Origin of the sequence: Enorma timonensis (assembly GCF_000321165.1) — a bacterium.
Taxonomy (GTDB): Bacteria; Actinomycetota; Coriobacteriia; order Coriobacteriales; family Coriobacteriaceae; genus Enorma.
In genome coordinates, this window is sequence record NZ_CAPF01000040.1 from 51,156 (window position 1) to 67,727 (window position 16,572).

Genomic DNA, 16,572 nt, shown 5'->3' on the forward strand with positions numbered 1-16,572 from the left:
GCGAGGTCATCCTCGCGATTGATACCTACTCAGCGATCGCGAGTGATTACGCGTTGGCACCAGACTTGCTGATGACCTCGTCGGCGACGGACTTCGGCGCCGGCTCGTAGGAGTCGAACTGCATGGTGTAGGACGCGCGGCCCTGGGTCTGCGAACGCAGGTCGGTCGCGTAGCCGAACATCTCGCCCAGCGGCACCTTGGCGCGGATGACCTTGTTGCCGGAGCGATCGTCCATGCCCTCGATCTTGCCGCGACGGCCGGAGAGGTTGCCCATGACGTCGCCCATGTACTGCTCGGGGGTCTCGACCTCGACGGCCATGACGGGCTCGAGCAGGATGGGGTCGGACTGGCGCAGGGCCTCCTTGATGGCCATGGAGCCGGCGATCTTGAAGGCGGCCTCGGAGGAGTCGACCTCGTGGTAGGAACCGTCGAAGAGCGTCACCTTGACGTCGACCACCGGGTAGCCGGCGATGACGCCCGTCTGCAGCGCCTCCTGGATGCCCTTGTCGATGGAGGGGATGTACTCCTTCGGCACGACGCCGCCCACGATGCCGTTGACGAACTCGTAGCCGAAGCCCTCTTCCATCTTCTCGAGCTTGATGACGGCGTCGCCGTACTGGCCGCGGCCGCCGGACTGGCGGACGAACTTGCCCTGGGCGCGCTCGACGTCGTGGCCGGGAGCCTCACGGTAAGCGACCTGCGGCTTACCGACGTTCGCCTCGACCTTGAACTCGCGGAGCAGACGGTCGACGATGATCTCGAGGTGCAGCTCGCCCATGCCGGCGATGATGGTCTGGCCGGTCTCGTGGTTGGTGCGCACCTGGAAGGTCGGGTCCTCCTCGGCGAGCTTGGTGAGCGCGATGCTCATCTTGTCCTGCTCGGCCTTGGTCTTGGGCTCCACGGCGACGTCGATGACGGGGTCGGGGAACTCCATGGACTCGAGGATGATCTCGTGGCCCTCGGCGCACAGGGTGTCGCCGGTGGTGGTGTTCTTGAGACCCACGGCGGCGAGGATGTCGCCGGTGGAGGCGCCGTCAACGTCAACGCGGTCGTTGGCGTTCATCTCGAGGATGCGGCCGAAGCGCTCGCGCTGGCCGTTCGTGGCATTCACCACGTAGGAGCCGGCGTCCACGTGACCGGAGTACACGCGGAAGAACGTGAGCTTGCCCACGTAGGGGTCGGTCGCGATCTTGAAGGCGAGGGCGCTGAAGGGCTCGTCGTCGCTGGCCTTGCGGGTGTCGGTCTCGCCGGTCTCGGGGTTGATGCCCTCCACGGGGGGCACGTCGAGCGGGCTCGGAAGGTAGTCGACGACGGCGTCGAGCAGCTCCTGGACGCCCTTGTTCTTGTAGGCGGAGCCCACGAGCACGGGGTTGAGCTCGTTGGCGAGCACGCCGGCGCGGATGGCGGCCTTGAGCTTCTCGACCGGGATCTCGGCCTCCTCGAGGATCATCTCCATGAGCTCGTCGTCGAAGTTGGCGGCGGCGTCGAGGAGCTCCTCGCGCTTCTCGGCGGCGATGTCCTCGAACTCGGCCGGGATCGCGTCCATGGCCTCGGGGTAGGTCATGCCCTTGTCGTCGGCCTTGAAGTCCCACGCGGTCATGGTCACGAGGTCGATGATGCCCCAGAAGTTATCCTCGGCACCCATGGGAACCTGGATGGCCACGGCGTTGGCGTGCAGGCGCTCCTTCATGGTATCGATCGCATGGAAGAAGTCGGCGCCCACGCGGTCGTACTTGTTGATGAAGGCGATGCGGGGGACGTTGAAGTTGCGGGCCTGGCGCCACACGGTCTCGGACTGCGGCTGCACGCCGGCGACGGCGTCGAACACGGCCACAGCGCCGTCGAGGACGCGGAGCGAGCGCTCGACCTCGGCCGTGAAGTCCACGTGGCCGGGGGTGTCGATGATCTGGATGCGGTAGGCGGGACCGTTGTTCACGTCGCCGCCCTTGTGCCAGAAGCACGTGGTGGCGGCGGAGGTGATGGTCACGCCGCGCTCCTGCTCCTGGATCATCCAGTCCATGGTAGCGGCGCCCTCGTGCACCTCGCCGATCTTGTGGGTCTTGCCGGTGTAGTACAGGATGCGCTCGGTCGTGGTGGTCTTGCCAGCATCGATGTGCGCCATGATGCCGATGTTGCGGGTATCGGCAAGATTGTACTTCTTCTTAGCCAATTCAATTCCTCCCCGGAATTACCAGCGGTAGTGGGCGAAGGCGCGGTTGGCCTCGGCCATCTTGAAGAGGTCCTCGCGGCGCTTGATGGAGGCGCCGACGCCGTTGGAGGCGTCGAGGATCTCGTTGGCAAGACGCTCGGCCATGGTCTTCTCCTTGCGGGCACGGCTGAAGTTCACGATCCAGCGGATCGCGAGCTGCGTGGAGCGACGGGAGTTGACCTCGACCGGCACCTGGTAGGTGGCGCCGCCCACACGACGGGGCTTGAGCTCGAGCGTGGGCTTGACGTTCTCCATGGCCTTCTTGAACACGGCGAGGGCGTCCTGGCCGGACTTCTCGGCCACCATTTCGAAGGCGCTGTAGACGATGCGCTCGGCGGTGGACTTCTTGCCGTCAAGAAGGACCTTGTTGATGAGCTGCGTCACGAGACGGTTGTTATACACGGCATCCGGCATAACCTCGCGACGATGAGTCTTAGATGCACGACGCGGCATGATAAATCTCCTCTAGCGTGGATTTCGATCGCGCTTCCCGCGCGTGGCGGGCGGCGCGCAAGCGATTCGGGTCAGTTACTTCTTCTTCGGGCGCTTGGCACCGTAGCGCGAGCGGGACTGCATACGGTTGTTCACCGCTGCGCAGTCGTAGGCGCCACGGATGATCTTGTAACGCACGCCAGGGAGGTCGCGCACGCGGCCGCCGCGCACGAGCACGATGGAGTGCTCCTGCAGGTTGTGACCCTCACCGGGGATGTAGGCCGTGACCTCGATACCGTTGACCAGGCGAACACGGGCCACCTTACGAAGAGCCGAGTTCGGCTTCTTGGGGGAGGTGGTGAACACGCGGGTGCACACGCCGCGCTTCTGCGGGTTGTGCTGAAGAGCCGCGTTCTTGGACTTCGCGGGCTTGGACTTGCGGCCGTGAAGGACCAGCTGGTTAATTGTAGGCAAAGCGTACTCCTTCTTCTGATGATTCCAGCTCTATACTTGGTGCAACGGCTTGAATCGAGGCGTCAGCATCCACCTTCGAAACACGCAGGATTGAACTTTACGCGCGCGTACCGGGGATGTCAACACACCACGCGCCCGGGCGTTTCCCTATTTTTTGCGATTATCGCAGAATCTCCACATGAGTCATTGGGGACGGGTTCGTTTGACTCAGAGAGTCATTGGGGACGGGTTCAAATGACTCACTGAGTCAAACGAGCACGTCCCCAATGACTCACGTCCCCAGTGACTCACCGAGTCAATTGAACCCGTCCCTAACGGCTGGTCAGCTGTGCATCCTGCCTAGTACTTTCCGCTGAACTTGTTCAACGGGTCGCGGCGGCAATCTTCGAGATATTCAACGCTCACCTTCCGTGCCGCGTCGTCGTAGGTGTAGTAAATGCCGTAATGACCCGCGAAGGTCACGAGCACCTCATGGGGCGGACGCGCGGATTCATAGAGAGGGTCATATCGTTTACCCATATGCGGATCAACCTCGAGCGCGCGCAAGCGCCGTGCAACCCGTCGAGCGTCATCTCGAGACGTGATCGCAAGCAACGCGGCCTGAACTGACTCGGCAAGCTCGACATCATAGGAATCCATCAGCTGTCCCAGCGGTCGCGCAGCTCGTCCAGCGCTTCGTCGAGCGGAACGACCTTCCCCTGCAGCACCTCGTCATGCCCTCTCATGATGCCCGCATAGCGCTCCTGCTCGCGGTTGACGATCGCCTCGCGATAGCTCATGCGGCGATCGAACTCCTCCGCATCGATGAGCACGAGCGATGACTTTCCATGCTTGGTAAGGTAGATGGGCTCCTTGGTCTCGATCGCGCGCTCGGCGAGCTTGGCGCCGTTGCGCTGCATCTCTGTAATGGGTACCACCGCAGGCATCATGGACTCCCTTCGCCTCGCTTCTATAATACATATGATTATACATATTTTGAGTTATAGGTTTTTGGAAGTAGCGTGCATGAGCCATTGGGAACGGGTACGTTTGACTCAGCGAGTCATTTGAACCCGTCCCCAATGACTCAATGGCTCAGCTGCGGGGGTAGTGCACGCCGCGGTCGCGCAGGGAGAGGACGGCCACGATGACGAGCACCACGCCCAGACCGACTTCGAACCAATACGGCATCCAGGGAGCGACGGCGTAGAGCAATTCCTGCCCCATCGTCCCCATGAAGTTGTACACCGCGTGCAGCAGCATCACGGGCACGATCGAGCCGCTCGCGTGCGCCGCGTAGCCCATGAAGAGGCCGAGCACACAGGTGTAGATACCCTGGGTGAGGTTCATATGGAAGATGCCGAACGCGACTGCCTGCAGCACATTGGCCACCGCGAACGGCACGCCCGCCCGCTTGAGGTACGTGAGCCCCAGACCGCGGAAGCCCATCTCCTCCACGATCGGCGGCAGCACGACGGTCGCGAGGAACCACGCGATGCCGTACTCCGAGACGCCGGACGCATCAATCATCGACCGGTACTCCTCCATGGCAGCGGGGAACAGCAGGAGCACGAGCGTCATGAGAAGCGTCGTCACGAACTGCATCCCCAAAGCCAGAAGCACCGCGTCGAACCATACGGCTCGAGGCACACCGCGCACGCGGAACGACACCTGCGCGGGCGGCTCGGGTGCGGGCGACGCGAAGCCGAGCTGGGCGGCTGGCGCCGACGCCGCGTTCGCAGCCTGCTCCCCCACTGCCCTCGCATCCGCAGCATCCTCCGCAATCCGGCTCCCTCGGCGGCGCATGACGAGCACCCAGGCGAACACGACGATACCGAACAGCAGGTACACCACCGCCGAGAAGACGTTCGGGTTGCTCGAAAGATAGGTGAACGCCGCAGCGTATGCCTCGTACCCGCCCCATTGGATCGAGACGGTCTCAACAAAGTCGAGCACCACAGCGCTCAGCAGGGTGGGCAGCTCGATCATCATGATGAACACCACGAGCGCGAGCACGAAGCTCCTGATGCGGTACCCCCATGTCGATCCGACGGACATACGGCCTCCCTCGCTCGCGTGCCTCCTTCGATGGTACCACGGTACCCAGCGCGCGGCGCCATATGCACGGCAACGCAGGTGGGGCCGAACCCTTCGATTCGACCCCACCTGAAGCTATATAGCACCCCTTTGGAAACGTCGGCGCAACGCTTACTTGCGCTTGCGGCTCACTACCGCGCCCGCGCCCAGAGCGGTCATGCCCGCCGCAGCGAAAGCGCCCATCGCGAGCACGCTCAGATCTCCCGTCTGCTCGAGCGTGCCGCCGGAAGGCTGATCGGCCGTGGAATTTCCATCTGACGGCTGGCCGGAAATCCGCTCCCACTTGGCATAGAGCGTAAGATCCGCCGTGACCGGGGTGGTGAAATCGTAGGCCTCCTCGGCATACGCACCGTTCTCGAGCTCGTACCAACCCAGAAAACGATACCCTGCGCACACGGGATCCTGGGGCTTGGCCACCGTCTGGCCGTTGGGAACCTCGGCGGAAGCGTTCTCGGTGTTCTCGAGGCAGTCATCGAACGTAACCGTGTGGGTGACCTGCTCAACCGGTTTGCTGGCACCTTGACTGTCGGCGAAATCCTGGGCAGCCTTCTCGTTCTGGAAGAGCCAGGTATGCCCATCGTCGTCAACGACCTTGTAGCTGCCGCCGTTTGCAAGCGCGTCGGCTTCCGTCGGATACACGTCGCAGGTGCCATCCTCATGCACCACAACCGCCGCATTCCCCGTAAGGTATCCCTTGATGCTCGCATCGGAGAACGATCCGCCCGAGACCGCGATGGTCACGGGAGTTTTATCGGGGCGCGCCGGATCCACCAGCTCCTCAAGCGCACTCCCCTTGTCGCTCGTGAAGGAACCACCTTGGATGTCGACCTTGATCGGACGGTCGTCGTAACCCCCATCTACGTAAATCGCCGCACCGGTCTCGGCGATACCGCCGGACGCGGGGATGTCCGTGGGATCCTTTTCTCCCTTGGCATGGATGGCGCTATTTCCGCTCACGACGAGCGTACCGCCCTTGATACCGATACCCGTACCAGCGGTGATCTGCGTGTCGTGCACGGTAAGGGTGCTGTCGGCGGCCGGGAAATAGATACCCATCACGTCGTCGGGCACGGTAAGCGTGCACCCGTCGAGCGTAACGGCGTTCTTCGTATTGAGGCCGTAGACCTGGATTCCCGCACCGCCGCTCTTCTGCATCGTGAGATTGACGCCCTTGAGCGAAAGGCTGGCGTTATCCATCCCGTTCGGGGCGGCAACCATGACGATGGTCGCGTTCTCCGACGAGGGGGTCGACACGATGTTTCCGTTCGTGATGGTGAGGTTCGCATTCGAGCCAGCGAGGCTCACCACCGCATCCGCATCCGAGGTGACCGTGTGGCCGTTCAAGTCGATCGTGGCGGTGATGCCATCCGCAGAGATCTGCCCGGTCACGTCCTCATACAGTGTCAGCGCATCGCCATCGGAAAGGGCGCCGAGCGCCGTCGAGGCGAGCTGGTAATACTCGACGCTTCCATCGCTCTTCACGATCTTCGCCCCGGCACCTGCTTCGGAATCGAGCGCCGTGACGTACCAAGCCCCATCGCGCTCGACGCACTGCTGGTTCGCGGGAAGAACCGAGGCGATGTCGCTCCCAAACTGGCTGGTGAGCATCGCCCCATCCGGAAGCTCGCCGGTCACGCCTTGTACGGTTCCCCCGACCAGATCGAAACTCTGAGCACTAGAGACTGCCACGATAGAGCCCTCGATGATCGGCTGATCATATTCACCGGCACTGCCTACCGCCAGGCTCGGCGAGCCGCCCGCCATCTCGATTGCGCTGTATTTGTCCGAGGTCGCCTTGAGCGATCCACCCATGATCGCTGCTGAGCTCGCATATTGCATTTGAACCGGGCGCGGTGCCTCGATCGTGCCACCTGTCATGACTAACGACGCGCCCGCAGCCGTCACGCTTACCGCCGTAATGCGATCGCTCGTGATGGTACCGCTCTCGACAACGAGTTTCGCCGACTTACTGCCGGTCATATCGATCATCGCTGTCGCGCAGTTCACACCTGCGATCACGCCGCTCTGATCCTCCGACGAGTCGGTGATGGTCAAGGTGCCGCGGAGCATGATTTTCTTTGTATTTGAAATCTCCAGCCTGTGACCTGCGAGATCGAGGCGCACATTCTGACCTGATGCAATCGATGTGTTGCTCGCATTGATTGCTGCATCACCGATGAGGGTAATGGTCGTCTCCTCACCCGATGTGGGTACGGCCGCCACTGCATCAGCAAACGAGCCATATGTCTGATCGCCAATCTGCGCCACGGCGCCCGCCTCCGCCGCATACGCCATGCGCGGTGCGATCACGGCAAGCGCTGCGACGAGCGCTGCCATCGCGACAAGCAGCGAACGGTGAACCCACCGACCCATTCGACCCATAGCCCCTCCTTTACCGCTCAACATCGTCTTGATTCAAATTATATGCTCCCCCCTGTCAAATTAGTATGGACATTCGCGAGGCAAAAAAGAGCCCGCCTCCCTTCCGGGAGGCGGGCTCGCACTCAGCGTGATAAAAAGGTGTCTGACACCAATTTATCAGTTATTCCTCGGAGTCACCCTCGTCCGCGGCGTCATCCGAGTCCACGAGCTGGTTCAGCAGCTCGTCGAGCGAGGCCATGTCCTCGTTGATCACGCCCGGAGTGCTGCTCGCGGAAGCGTCCGCGGGCGCGCCGATCATCTCCTCGTCGGAGTCGAAGTGATGGCGCGGGGCGCTCGTGCCCAGCAGGATATCGTCCGGGCCGTCCGGGCTGAAGACCATCTGCAGGAGCTGCGACAGGTCCTCCTCATCCGCGACGTCCTCGTTGCTGTCGAGGATGAAGAGCAGGTTGTGCTTCTCCAGGCCGTCGCGCAGCTCCTCGATCGCCTTGGCGCCGATGCCGTCGATGCGCAGCAGGTCCTCCTCGCTCTTGCCCACGAGGTCGCCCACGGTCTCGATGCCCACCTCGCTGAACTTGTTCGTCCAGCGCTGCGAGACGCCCAGGTCGTCGAAAAGGTAGAGCTTCGCGTCCTCGGAGGAGATGGTGCGGCCGTTGCGGGTGAACGAGCCGTCCGCGCCGCCGAAGTCGTCGTAGCCCGCCCAGTCCGACTGCAGCGGGAGCTGCTCGTCGAGCTCCTTGAGCTCCTCGGGCGCCCAGTCGGGCAGCACCTTGGCCTGCGGCGACGTGGGACCGTCCACCGCGACGTAGCCCTCGGGCGTACGGTAGGTGAGCGTCGCATTCGCGTACGGCTTGAGGCCGGTGCCCGCGGGGATCTTCTTGCCCACGATGACGTTGGACTTGAGGTCGAGCAGGTGGTCGACCTTGCCCTCGATCGCGGCCTGCGTGAGCACGCCGGCCGTGCGGATGAACGAGGCGGAGCTGAGCCAGGAATCGATGTTCGAAGCGACCTTGAGCGTACCCAGGATCACCGGCTCGGCCACGGGCGGCACGCCGCCCACGCGGGCCACGCGCTCGACCTCGTCGGCGAACTCGTAGCGGTCCACGTACTCGCCGAGCAGGTACTTCGAGTCGCCGGGGTTCGTGACGGCCACGCGGCGCAGCATCTGGCGCGCGAGCACCTCGATGTGCTTGTCGTTCAGGTCGACGCCCTGGGAGGTGTAGACCTCCTTCACGTTCTGCACGAAGACGTGCATCGTGGACTCGATGTCGGTGAGGCGGCGGAGGTTGCGGAAGTTCACGAAGCCGCGCGTGATCTGGTCGCCGGCGCGCACCTCGTGGTCGTAGCTCTCACCCGCGCCGAAGCCGGGCATGAAGCGCACGCCGGAGGTGATCTCCTTGCGGTCGATGACGCGCGTGGGGTCGTCGACGTCCGTGATGGTGATCACGTACTTCGAGCCCTCCGTGCGGATCGAGAGCATGCCCGAGTGCGAGGCGAGCTCCGCCTCGCGGCCGAGGATCTTCTCGTTGACGTTGCCGACGATGTCGAACATGCGCGAGACGGTCGGGAGACCCTGCGTGATGTCCTCGACGCCCGCGACGCCGCCGGAGTGGATGGTACGCATCGTGAGCTGCGTGCCGGGCTCGCCGATGGACTGCGCGGCGATGATGCCCACCGCGGTGCCGATGGCGACGGGGCGACGGGTGGAGAGGTCCCAGCCGTAGCACTTCTGGCACACGCCGTACTTGGAGCGGCAGGTGAGCAGCGCGCGCAGCTTCACCGAGGTGAGGCCGGCGTCGAGCATCTTCTGCAGGTCGGCGGCGCTCTCGATGTAGGCGTCCTTGTGGAAGAGCACGGCTCCGTCGGGCGCCACGACGTCCTCCACGAAGCAGCGGCCCACGAGGTCGGTGTTGAGCTGCGGCTCGTCGCCCTCGTTCTGGGTGATGGCGAGCTGGTAGGTCACGCCCTCGGTCGTGCCGCAGTCCTCCTCGCGCACGATGACGTCCTGCGCCACGTCGACGAGGCGGCGGGTGAGGTAACCGGAGTCGGAGGTGTGCGACGCGGTGTCGACGAGGCCCTTACGGGCGCCGTAGGTCGAGATGAAGTACTCGAGCGGCAGCAGGCCCTCGCGGAAGTTCGCCTTGATGGGGAGGTCGATCGTGTCGCCGGACATGTCGGCCATGAGGCCGCGCATGCCGCCGAGCTGGCGCAGCTGGGTCTTGGAACCACGGGCGCCCGAGTCGGCCATCATGTAGAGCGGGTTCTCCTCGTCGAACATGTCAAGCATGAGCTGCGACACCTTGTCGGTCGCCGCCGTCCAGGCGTTGACGACCTCATTGTGGCGCTCCTGCTCGGTGACGTAGCCCTCCTCGAAGTTGGCGTTGATCTGGTCGACGTCGGCCTGGGTCTTCGCGAGGATCTCCGGCTTCTCGTCCGGGATGAGCGCGTCCCACACGGAGAGCGTGAGGCCGGCGCGCGTGGCGTAGTGGAAGCCGGTGTACTTGATGTTGTCGAGGATCTCGGCGACCTTGGCCTGCTCGTAGCGGTCGCAGCAGTCGCTCGTGAGGCGGCTCACGTCGCCCTTGACCATCTTGTAGTTGATGAACTCGTAGTCGTGCGGCAGGCACTGGCGGTTGAAGATGATGCGGCCGATGGTCGTCTCGAAGCGCGCGGTCTTGGAACCGGTCACGTCGAGGTCGAGGTACTCGCCGCCGTTGTTCACGCGGAACGTGAGCGTGCCGTCCTCGTTCACCACGTTGGCGTCGGCCGCGCTCACGCGCACCTGGATCTTGGCCTGGAGGTCGATCTCGGCGCGGGCGTCGTAGGCGTTGAGGGCGTCATCGAAGCTCGCGAAGACGTGACCCTCGCCGGTGAGGCCGTCGCGCTCCTGCGTGAGGTAGTACACGCCGATGATCATGTCCTGGCGCGGGGTGTTCACGGGCTTGCCGGACGCCGGCGAGCGCAGGTTGTTCGAGGAGAGCATGAGCACGCGCGCCTCGGCCTGGGCCTGGTAGGACAGCGGCACGTGCACCGACATCTGGTCGCCGTCGAAGTCCGCGTTGAAGGGCTCGCAGACGAGCGGGTGCAGGTGGATGGCCTTGCCCTCGACGAGCACGGGCTCGAACGCCTGGATGGAGAGGCGGTGCAGGGTAGGTGCACGGTTGAGCAGCACGAGGCGGCCGTCGATGACCTCCTCGAGGATGTCCCACACGAAGCTCGCGTTGCGCTCGATGGCGCGCTTGGCGCCCTTGATGTTCTCCACCTTGCCGAGCTCCACGAGGCGCTTCATCACGAAGGGCTTGAAGAGCTCGAGCGCCATGGTCTTGGGCAGGCCGCACTGGTGCAGCTTGAGCTTCGGGTCGGTGACGATGACCGAACGGCCGGAGTAGTCCACGCGCTTACCGAGCAGGTTCTGGCGGAAGCGGCCCTGCTTGCCCTTGAGGGCCTCGGCGAGCGACTTGAGCGGGCGGCCGCCGCGGCCGGACACCGGGCGCCCACGGCGACCGTTGTCGAAGAGGGCGTCCACGGCCTCCTGCAGCATGCGCTTCTCGTTGTTCACGATGATCGCGGGCGCGTCGAGGTCGAGCAGGCGCTTCAGGCGGTTGTTGCGGTTGATGACGCGACGGTACAGGTCGTTCAGGTCGGACGCGGCGAAGCGGCCACCGTCGAGCTGCACCATGGGGCGCAGATCCGGCGGGATCACGGGGATCACGTCGAGGATCATGTCCGCGGGATCGTTGCCGCCCTTCAGGAAGGCGTCGACGATCACGAGGCGCTTCACGGCCTTGTCGCGCTTCTGCTTCTGGCCGTCCTCATCGGCGATGATGGCCTTGAGCTGCTCGGCCTCGGCCTCGAGGTCGACGGCGCGCAGCAGCTCGCGGACGGCCTCGGCGCCCATGTCGCCCGAGAAGTACATGCTGTAGTAGCGCTTCATCTCGCGGAAGAGCGGCTCGTCGGAGATGAGCTCGCGCTCGGTGAGCTTCATGAAGGCCTCGAAGGCGTCCGTGCGGAGCTGCTTCTCGTCCTTCGTCTCCTCCTCGATGTCGATGATGCCGGCGGCGATCTCCTCCTGCGTGAGAGGCTCCTCGTCGCTGAACTCATCGAAGTTCTCGGGGTTGCCCTGCTCCTTCAGGCTCTCGATCTGGCGGGCGCACTCGGCGTCGAGCTCCTCGAGGTCAGCGGCGAGCTCCTCGCGCAGGTCATCGGCGTCGGCCTCGCGGGCCTCGTAGTCGACGTGCGTGATGATGTAGCTCGCGAAGTAGAGGACCTTCTCCAGATCCTTCGTCTTGAGGTCGAGCAGGCGGCTCATGGGCGAGATCGACGCGCTCTTGAAGAACCAGATGTGGCTCACGGGAGCGGCGAGCTCGATGTGGCCCATGCGCTCGCGGCGCACCTTGGAGGTGGTCACCTCCACGCCGCAGCGCTCGCAGGTGATGCCCTTGAAGCGGATGCCCTTGTACTTGCCGCAAGCGCACTCCCAGTCCTTCGCGGGACCGAAGATCTTCTCGCAGAACAGGCCGTCCTTCTCGGGCTTGAGGGTACGGTAGTTGATGGTCTCGGGCTTCTTGACCTCGCCATGGGACCACGAGCGGATCTGCTCGGCGCTGGCAAGCGAGATCTTCACCGCATCGAAATCGGTAGCTTCGAAATCTGCCACAGTCACTTACTCCTTATCTGCGGTCGCGGCGGCAAAGTCGTCGATGAGCGAGTCCACGGCGTCGAGCGCGTCGTCGTCGAGCTCGGGGACGTCGCTGAACGGGTCGAAGGCGTCCTGCTCGGCGTCCTCGTCCGCCTGCTCGGCGGCCGCGGGCTCCGCCTCGTGGAGCGGCTCGATGTCGAGCGCGAGCGAGCGGATCTCCTTCACGAGCACCTTGAAGGACTCGGGCAGGCCGGCCTGCGGGATGTTCTCGCCCTTCACGATGGACTCGTAGGCCTTCACGCGGCCGACGGTATCGTCGGACTTGACGGTGAGGATCTCCTGCAGCACGTTGGCGGCGCCGTACGCGTAGAGCGCCCACACTTCCATCTCACCGAAGCGCTGGCCGCCGAACTGCGCCTTGCCGCCGAGCGGCTGCTGGGTGACGAGGCTGTAGGGGCCGGTCGAGCGCGCATGGATCTTGTCGTCGACCATGTGGCCGAGCTTCAGGATGTAGGACGTGCCCACGGTGATGGGCTCGCGGAACTCCTCGCCGGAGCGGCCGTCGTAGAGCGTGGTCTTGCCGGAGGCGTCGAGCTGCGTCACGAACTCGGGACGCATGTGCTCGCCGTAGCGCTCCTTCGCCAGATTCACGAGGTTCTTGTTGGCACGGCGGATGACCTCGGCGATCTCGTCCTCCTTAGCGCCGTCGAAGACGGGCGTGGAGACGAACACCGGGCCGGGCACGTACTTGTCGGAGTCGGCGTCGTCCGGATCCCAGCCGGAGGCGGCGGCCCAGCCGAGGTGGCACTCGAGCAGCTGGCCCACGTTCATACGCGAAGGCACGCCGAGCGGGTTCAGGATGACGTCCACCGGGGTGCCGTCGGCCATGTAGGGCATGTCCTCGATCGGGAGGATCTCGGAGATGACGCCCTTGTTGCCGTGGCGGCCGGCGATCTTGTCGCCCTGCTGGATCTTGCGGCGCTGCGCCACGTAGACGCGCACCTGCTCGTTCACGCCGGGCGCGAGGTCGTCGTCGGCGTCGCGGCTGAAGCGCACGACGTCGATGACGCGGCCGTAGGCGCCGTGGGGCATCTTGAGCGAGGTGTCGCGCACGTCGTGGGCCTTCGCGCCGAAGATGGCCTTGAGCAGGCGCTCCTCGGCGGTCTGGGTGCTCTCGCCCTTGGGCGTAACCTTGCCGACGAGGATGTCGCCGGGGCCGACCTCGGCGCCGATGCGGATGATGCCGTCCTCGTCGAGGTTCGCGAGCATGTCCTCCGAGAGGTTCGGCACCTCGCGGGTGATCTCCTCGGGGCCGAGCTTCGTGTCGCGCGCGTCGATCTCGTGGCGCGAGATGCTGATCGTGGTGAGCAGGTCCTCGGAGACCACGCGCTCGGAGACCACGATGGCGTCCTCGTAGTTGTAGCCTTCCCAGCTCATGTAGGCCACGGTGAGGTTCTGGCCGAGAGCGAGCTCGCCGTGGTCGGTGGACGGGCCGTCGGCGATGGGGTCGCCGGCGTGCACCTCGTCGCCCACGCTCACGAGCGGGCGGTGGTTGATGCAGGTGGACTGGTTGGAGCGCTGGTACTTCGGCAGCTTGTACTCGTCCATGCCCTCGGAGCTCTTCACGATGATCTTCGAGGCGTCGGCGAAGATGACCTCGCCGTCGTGGCGGGCGAGCGTGACCTCACCGGAGTCGAGCGCGGCGCGCAGCTCCATGCCCGTGCCCACGTACGGGGCGACCGGGTGGATGAGCGGCACGGCCTGGCGCTGCATGTTCGCGCCCATGAGGGTACGCTTGGCGTCGTCGTGCTCGAGGAACGGGATGAGCGTGGCGGCGACCGAGATCATCTGGCGCGGGCTCACGTCCATGTAGTCCACGGCGTCAACGGGCACGTCGGCCGGCGCGCCGAACGAGCCGTCGAAGTCGCGCGTGCGGGCGACGATGGTGTGCGGGCGCACGAGGTTGCCCTCGGCGTCGGTGGTCACGAACTCGTTCGTCTTGGGGTCGATGGGCGTGTTCGCCGGCGCGATGATGTGGTCCTCTTCCTCATCGGCAGTCATCCAGTCGATGATGTCGGTGACCTTGCCGTTCTCCACGCGGCGGTACGGCGCCTCGATGAAGCCGTACTCGTTCACGCGCGCATAGAGGGCCAGTCGGCCGATGAGGCCGATGTTGGGGCCTTCGGGCGTCTCGATGGGGCACATGCGCGAGTAGTGCGAGTTGTGAACGTCGCGCACCGCGGTGGGGACGTTCGTGCGGCGGCTCGAGCCCGACTTGTGGCCGGCAAGGCCGCCGGGGCCGAGCGCGGAGAGCGTGCGCTTGTGCGACAGGCCGGTGAGCGGGTTCGACTGGTCCATGAACTGCGAGAGCTGGCTCGAGCCGAAGAACTCCTTGATGGCGGCCACGATCGGGCGGATGTTGATGAGCACCTGCGGGGTGATCTCGTCGACATCGTGCGAGCTCATGCGCTCGCGCACCACGCGCTCCATACGGCTCATGCCGATGCGGAACTGGTTGGCGACGAGCTCGCCCACGGTGCGGACGCGGCGGTTGCCGAAGTGGTCGATGTCGTCGGTCTTGAACCCGGGCTCGCCCGCGGCGAGGGCCAGCAGGTAGCGGAGGGTGGCGATGATGTCCTCGTCGGTGAGCACACGCACGTCCTCGCCGGTGGTGAGGCCGAGCTTCTTGTTCACCTTGTAGCGGCCCACGCGCGCCAGGTCGTAGCGCTGCGGGTTGAAGAGCAGGCCCTCGAGGTGCGAGCGGGCGGCCTCGACCGTGGGCGGCTCGCCCGGGCGCAGGCGTCGGTAGGTCTCGATGAGGGCGTCCTCGCGGGTGAGGGCGGTGTCGCGCTCGAGGGAGCGGAGCACCACGTCGGAGTCGCCGAGGAGCTCGATGATCTCGTCATTCGTGACGGCGATGCCGAGGGCGCGCAGGAGCATGGTCGCGGACTGCTTGCGCTTGCGGTCGATGGAGACCACGAGCTGGCTGCGCTTATCGACCTCGAACTCGAGCCAGGCGCCGCGCGCGGGGATGACCTGCGCCTTGAACACGCGGTTCTCGCCGTCCATCTCGGTGGAGTAGTACACGCCGGGCGAGCGGACGAGCTGGGAGACGACGATGCGCTCCGTACCGTTGATGATGAAGGTGCCCTGCTCGGTCATCATGGGGAAGTCGCCCATGAAGACGCGCTGCTCCTTGATCTCGCCGGTCTCCTTGTTCGTAAGACGGACGAGCGTGAAGAGCGAGGCCTGGTAGGTCATGTCCTTCTCGCGGCACTCGTCGACCGTGTAGGCGGGGTCGTTGAACTGGTGGTCGCCGAAGGTGACCTCGAGAACGTGGTTCTGGCTCTGGATGGGGCTCGACTCCTGGAACGCCTCGCGCAGGCCCTCGTCCATGAAGCGCTGGAAGGATTCCTTCTGCACGGAGATGAGGTTGGGCAGCTCGAGAGCCGTCGGGATCTTCCCGAAGTTGAGGCGCGTGCGCTCGGTGCGCGGGACCCCGTGTGATGCGGTTGCGTGTGGCAAGCTCTTTCCTCCTCGCAAGAACGGCTGGGTACGCCCGCCCGGTGCCGGCCCGCGAGCCGGGCGGACGCACCGGTGCGGGCGGTATCGGCATGCCTTCGGCAGGGTACCGAATATCGCAGCCTTTAAGTTTACCAATCGCCTACCGTTTAGCAAGAAAATGCTTGACGCGAGGGCGATTCTGGGCTAGGAGAAAATCTTCTTGCCGAATGCGCTGGTAGAAGGCTTGTTACGAACATATGTTCATGTAATTTGGATGAACGACCCCGATGATAAAATCCGGACAGGCTGGTTTTTATCATTCAACTCTCTCCCGCCTGGCTCTCAGCTATCTCCCAAAAAATGCAGATGCGGGAGATAAGGCGGCGCGGCGGGGCGCTTATCTCCCGGAATATGCGAATTCGGGAGATACGGCAGCGCCCCAGAGAGGCCTAGGGGGATGCGGCCGCGCCCCTACCCCCGCCTGAGCCCGCCGCGGGCGTCCACGGCCTCCCAGAAGCCGGCGGAGAAGCGCGGGTCGGAGGCGGCCATGAGGGCGTTGGTGGCCATCCAGCCCGAGGGCGTGCCCGTGTCGAAGCCGCTGAGCGGGTCGATCACGACGGCGTACATGGCCTCGCGGTCGAGCGAGCGCGCCATGGCGTCGGTGAGCTGCACCTCGCCGCCGGCGCCCGGGCGCTGGTCGGCGAGCAGGTCCATGACGAGGGGGCTCAGCAGGTAGCGCCCGACGATGTAGAGGTTCGAGGGCGCCTCCTCGGGCTCCGGCTTCTCGACGAGCCCGGAGACGCGCCACACCGCGCCCGGCTCGAGGTCGCCCGCGCCCCCCGCGCCCCGCCAGCGACCC

General features: G+C 64.8%; 10 protein-coding genes. All 10 read right to left on the reverse strand.

What is annotated here, in order from left to right; genetic code table 11:
• Window positions 1-46 precede the first annotated feature (46 nt).
• Window positions 47-2,170, reverse strand: a complete 2,124-nt coding sequence (fusA, locus tag BN423_RS04540; RefSeq protein WP_019239082.1) for an elongation factor G — start codon at window positions 2,168-2,170, stop codon at window positions 47-49.
• A gap of 18 nt (window positions 2,171-2,188) precedes the next feature.
• Window positions 2,189-2,662, reverse strand: coding sequence for a 30S ribosomal protein S7 (rpsG, locus tag BN423_RS04545; RefSeq protein WP_026089004.1), 474 nt, complete (start codon window positions 2,660-2,662; stop codon window positions 2,189-2,191).
• A gap of 75 nt (window positions 2,663-2,737) precedes the next feature.
• A complete protein-coding gene (rpsL, locus tag BN423_RS04550) occupies window positions 2,738-3,115 on the reverse strand; it encodes a 30S ribosomal protein S12 (RefSeq protein WP_019239084.1) in 378 nt (125 codons plus the stop codon).
• A 339-nt stretch (window positions 3,116-3,454) separates the two neighbouring features.
• Entirely contained in the window at window positions 3,455-3,754 is a 300-nt protein-coding gene (locus BN423_RS04555) for a hypothetical protein (protein ID WP_019239085.1), read from the reverse strand.
• Window positions 3,754-4,041, reverse strand: coding sequence for a type II toxin-antitoxin system Phd/YefM family antitoxin (locus BN423_RS04560; protein WP_071784285.1), 288 nt, complete (start codon window positions 4,039-4,041; stop codon window positions 3,754-3,756). Before BN423_RS04560 ends, BN423_RS04555 begins: the two co-directional genes overlap by 1 nt.
• Window positions 4,042-4,189: 148 nt before the next feature.
• Entirely contained in the window at window positions 4,190-5,152 is a 963-nt protein-coding gene (locus BN423_RS04565) for a CPBP family intramembrane glutamic endopeptidase (protein ID WP_019239087.1), read from the reverse strand.
• Between the two features lie 150 nt (window positions 5,153-5,302).
• Window positions 5,303-7,573: an InlB B-repeat-containing protein gene (locus tag BN423_RS04570; protein WP_019239088.1), complete on the reverse strand. Its 2,271-nt coding sequence runs from the start codon at window positions 7,571-7,573 to the stop codon at window positions 5,303-5,305.
• 160 nt (window positions 7,574-7,733) lie between these two features.
• Window positions 7,734-12,227, reverse strand: a complete 4,494-nt coding sequence (locus BN423_RS04575) for a DNA-directed RNA polymerase subunit beta' (RefSeq protein WP_019239089.1) — start codon at window positions 12,225-12,227, stop codon at window positions 7,734-7,736.
• A gap of 6 nt (window positions 12,228-12,233) precedes the next feature.
• Entirely contained in the window at window positions 12,234-15,734 is a 3,501-nt protein-coding gene (rpoB, locus tag BN423_RS04580) for a DNA-directed RNA polymerase subunit beta (protein WP_019239090.1), read from the reverse strand.
• A 450-nt stretch (window positions 15,735-16,184) separates the two neighbouring features.
• Window positions 16,185-16,572 (reverse strand): sugar phosphate nucleotidyltransferase (locus BN423_RS04585; protein ID WP_019239091.1); only part of this gene is annotated, 388 nt, incomplete at its 5' end.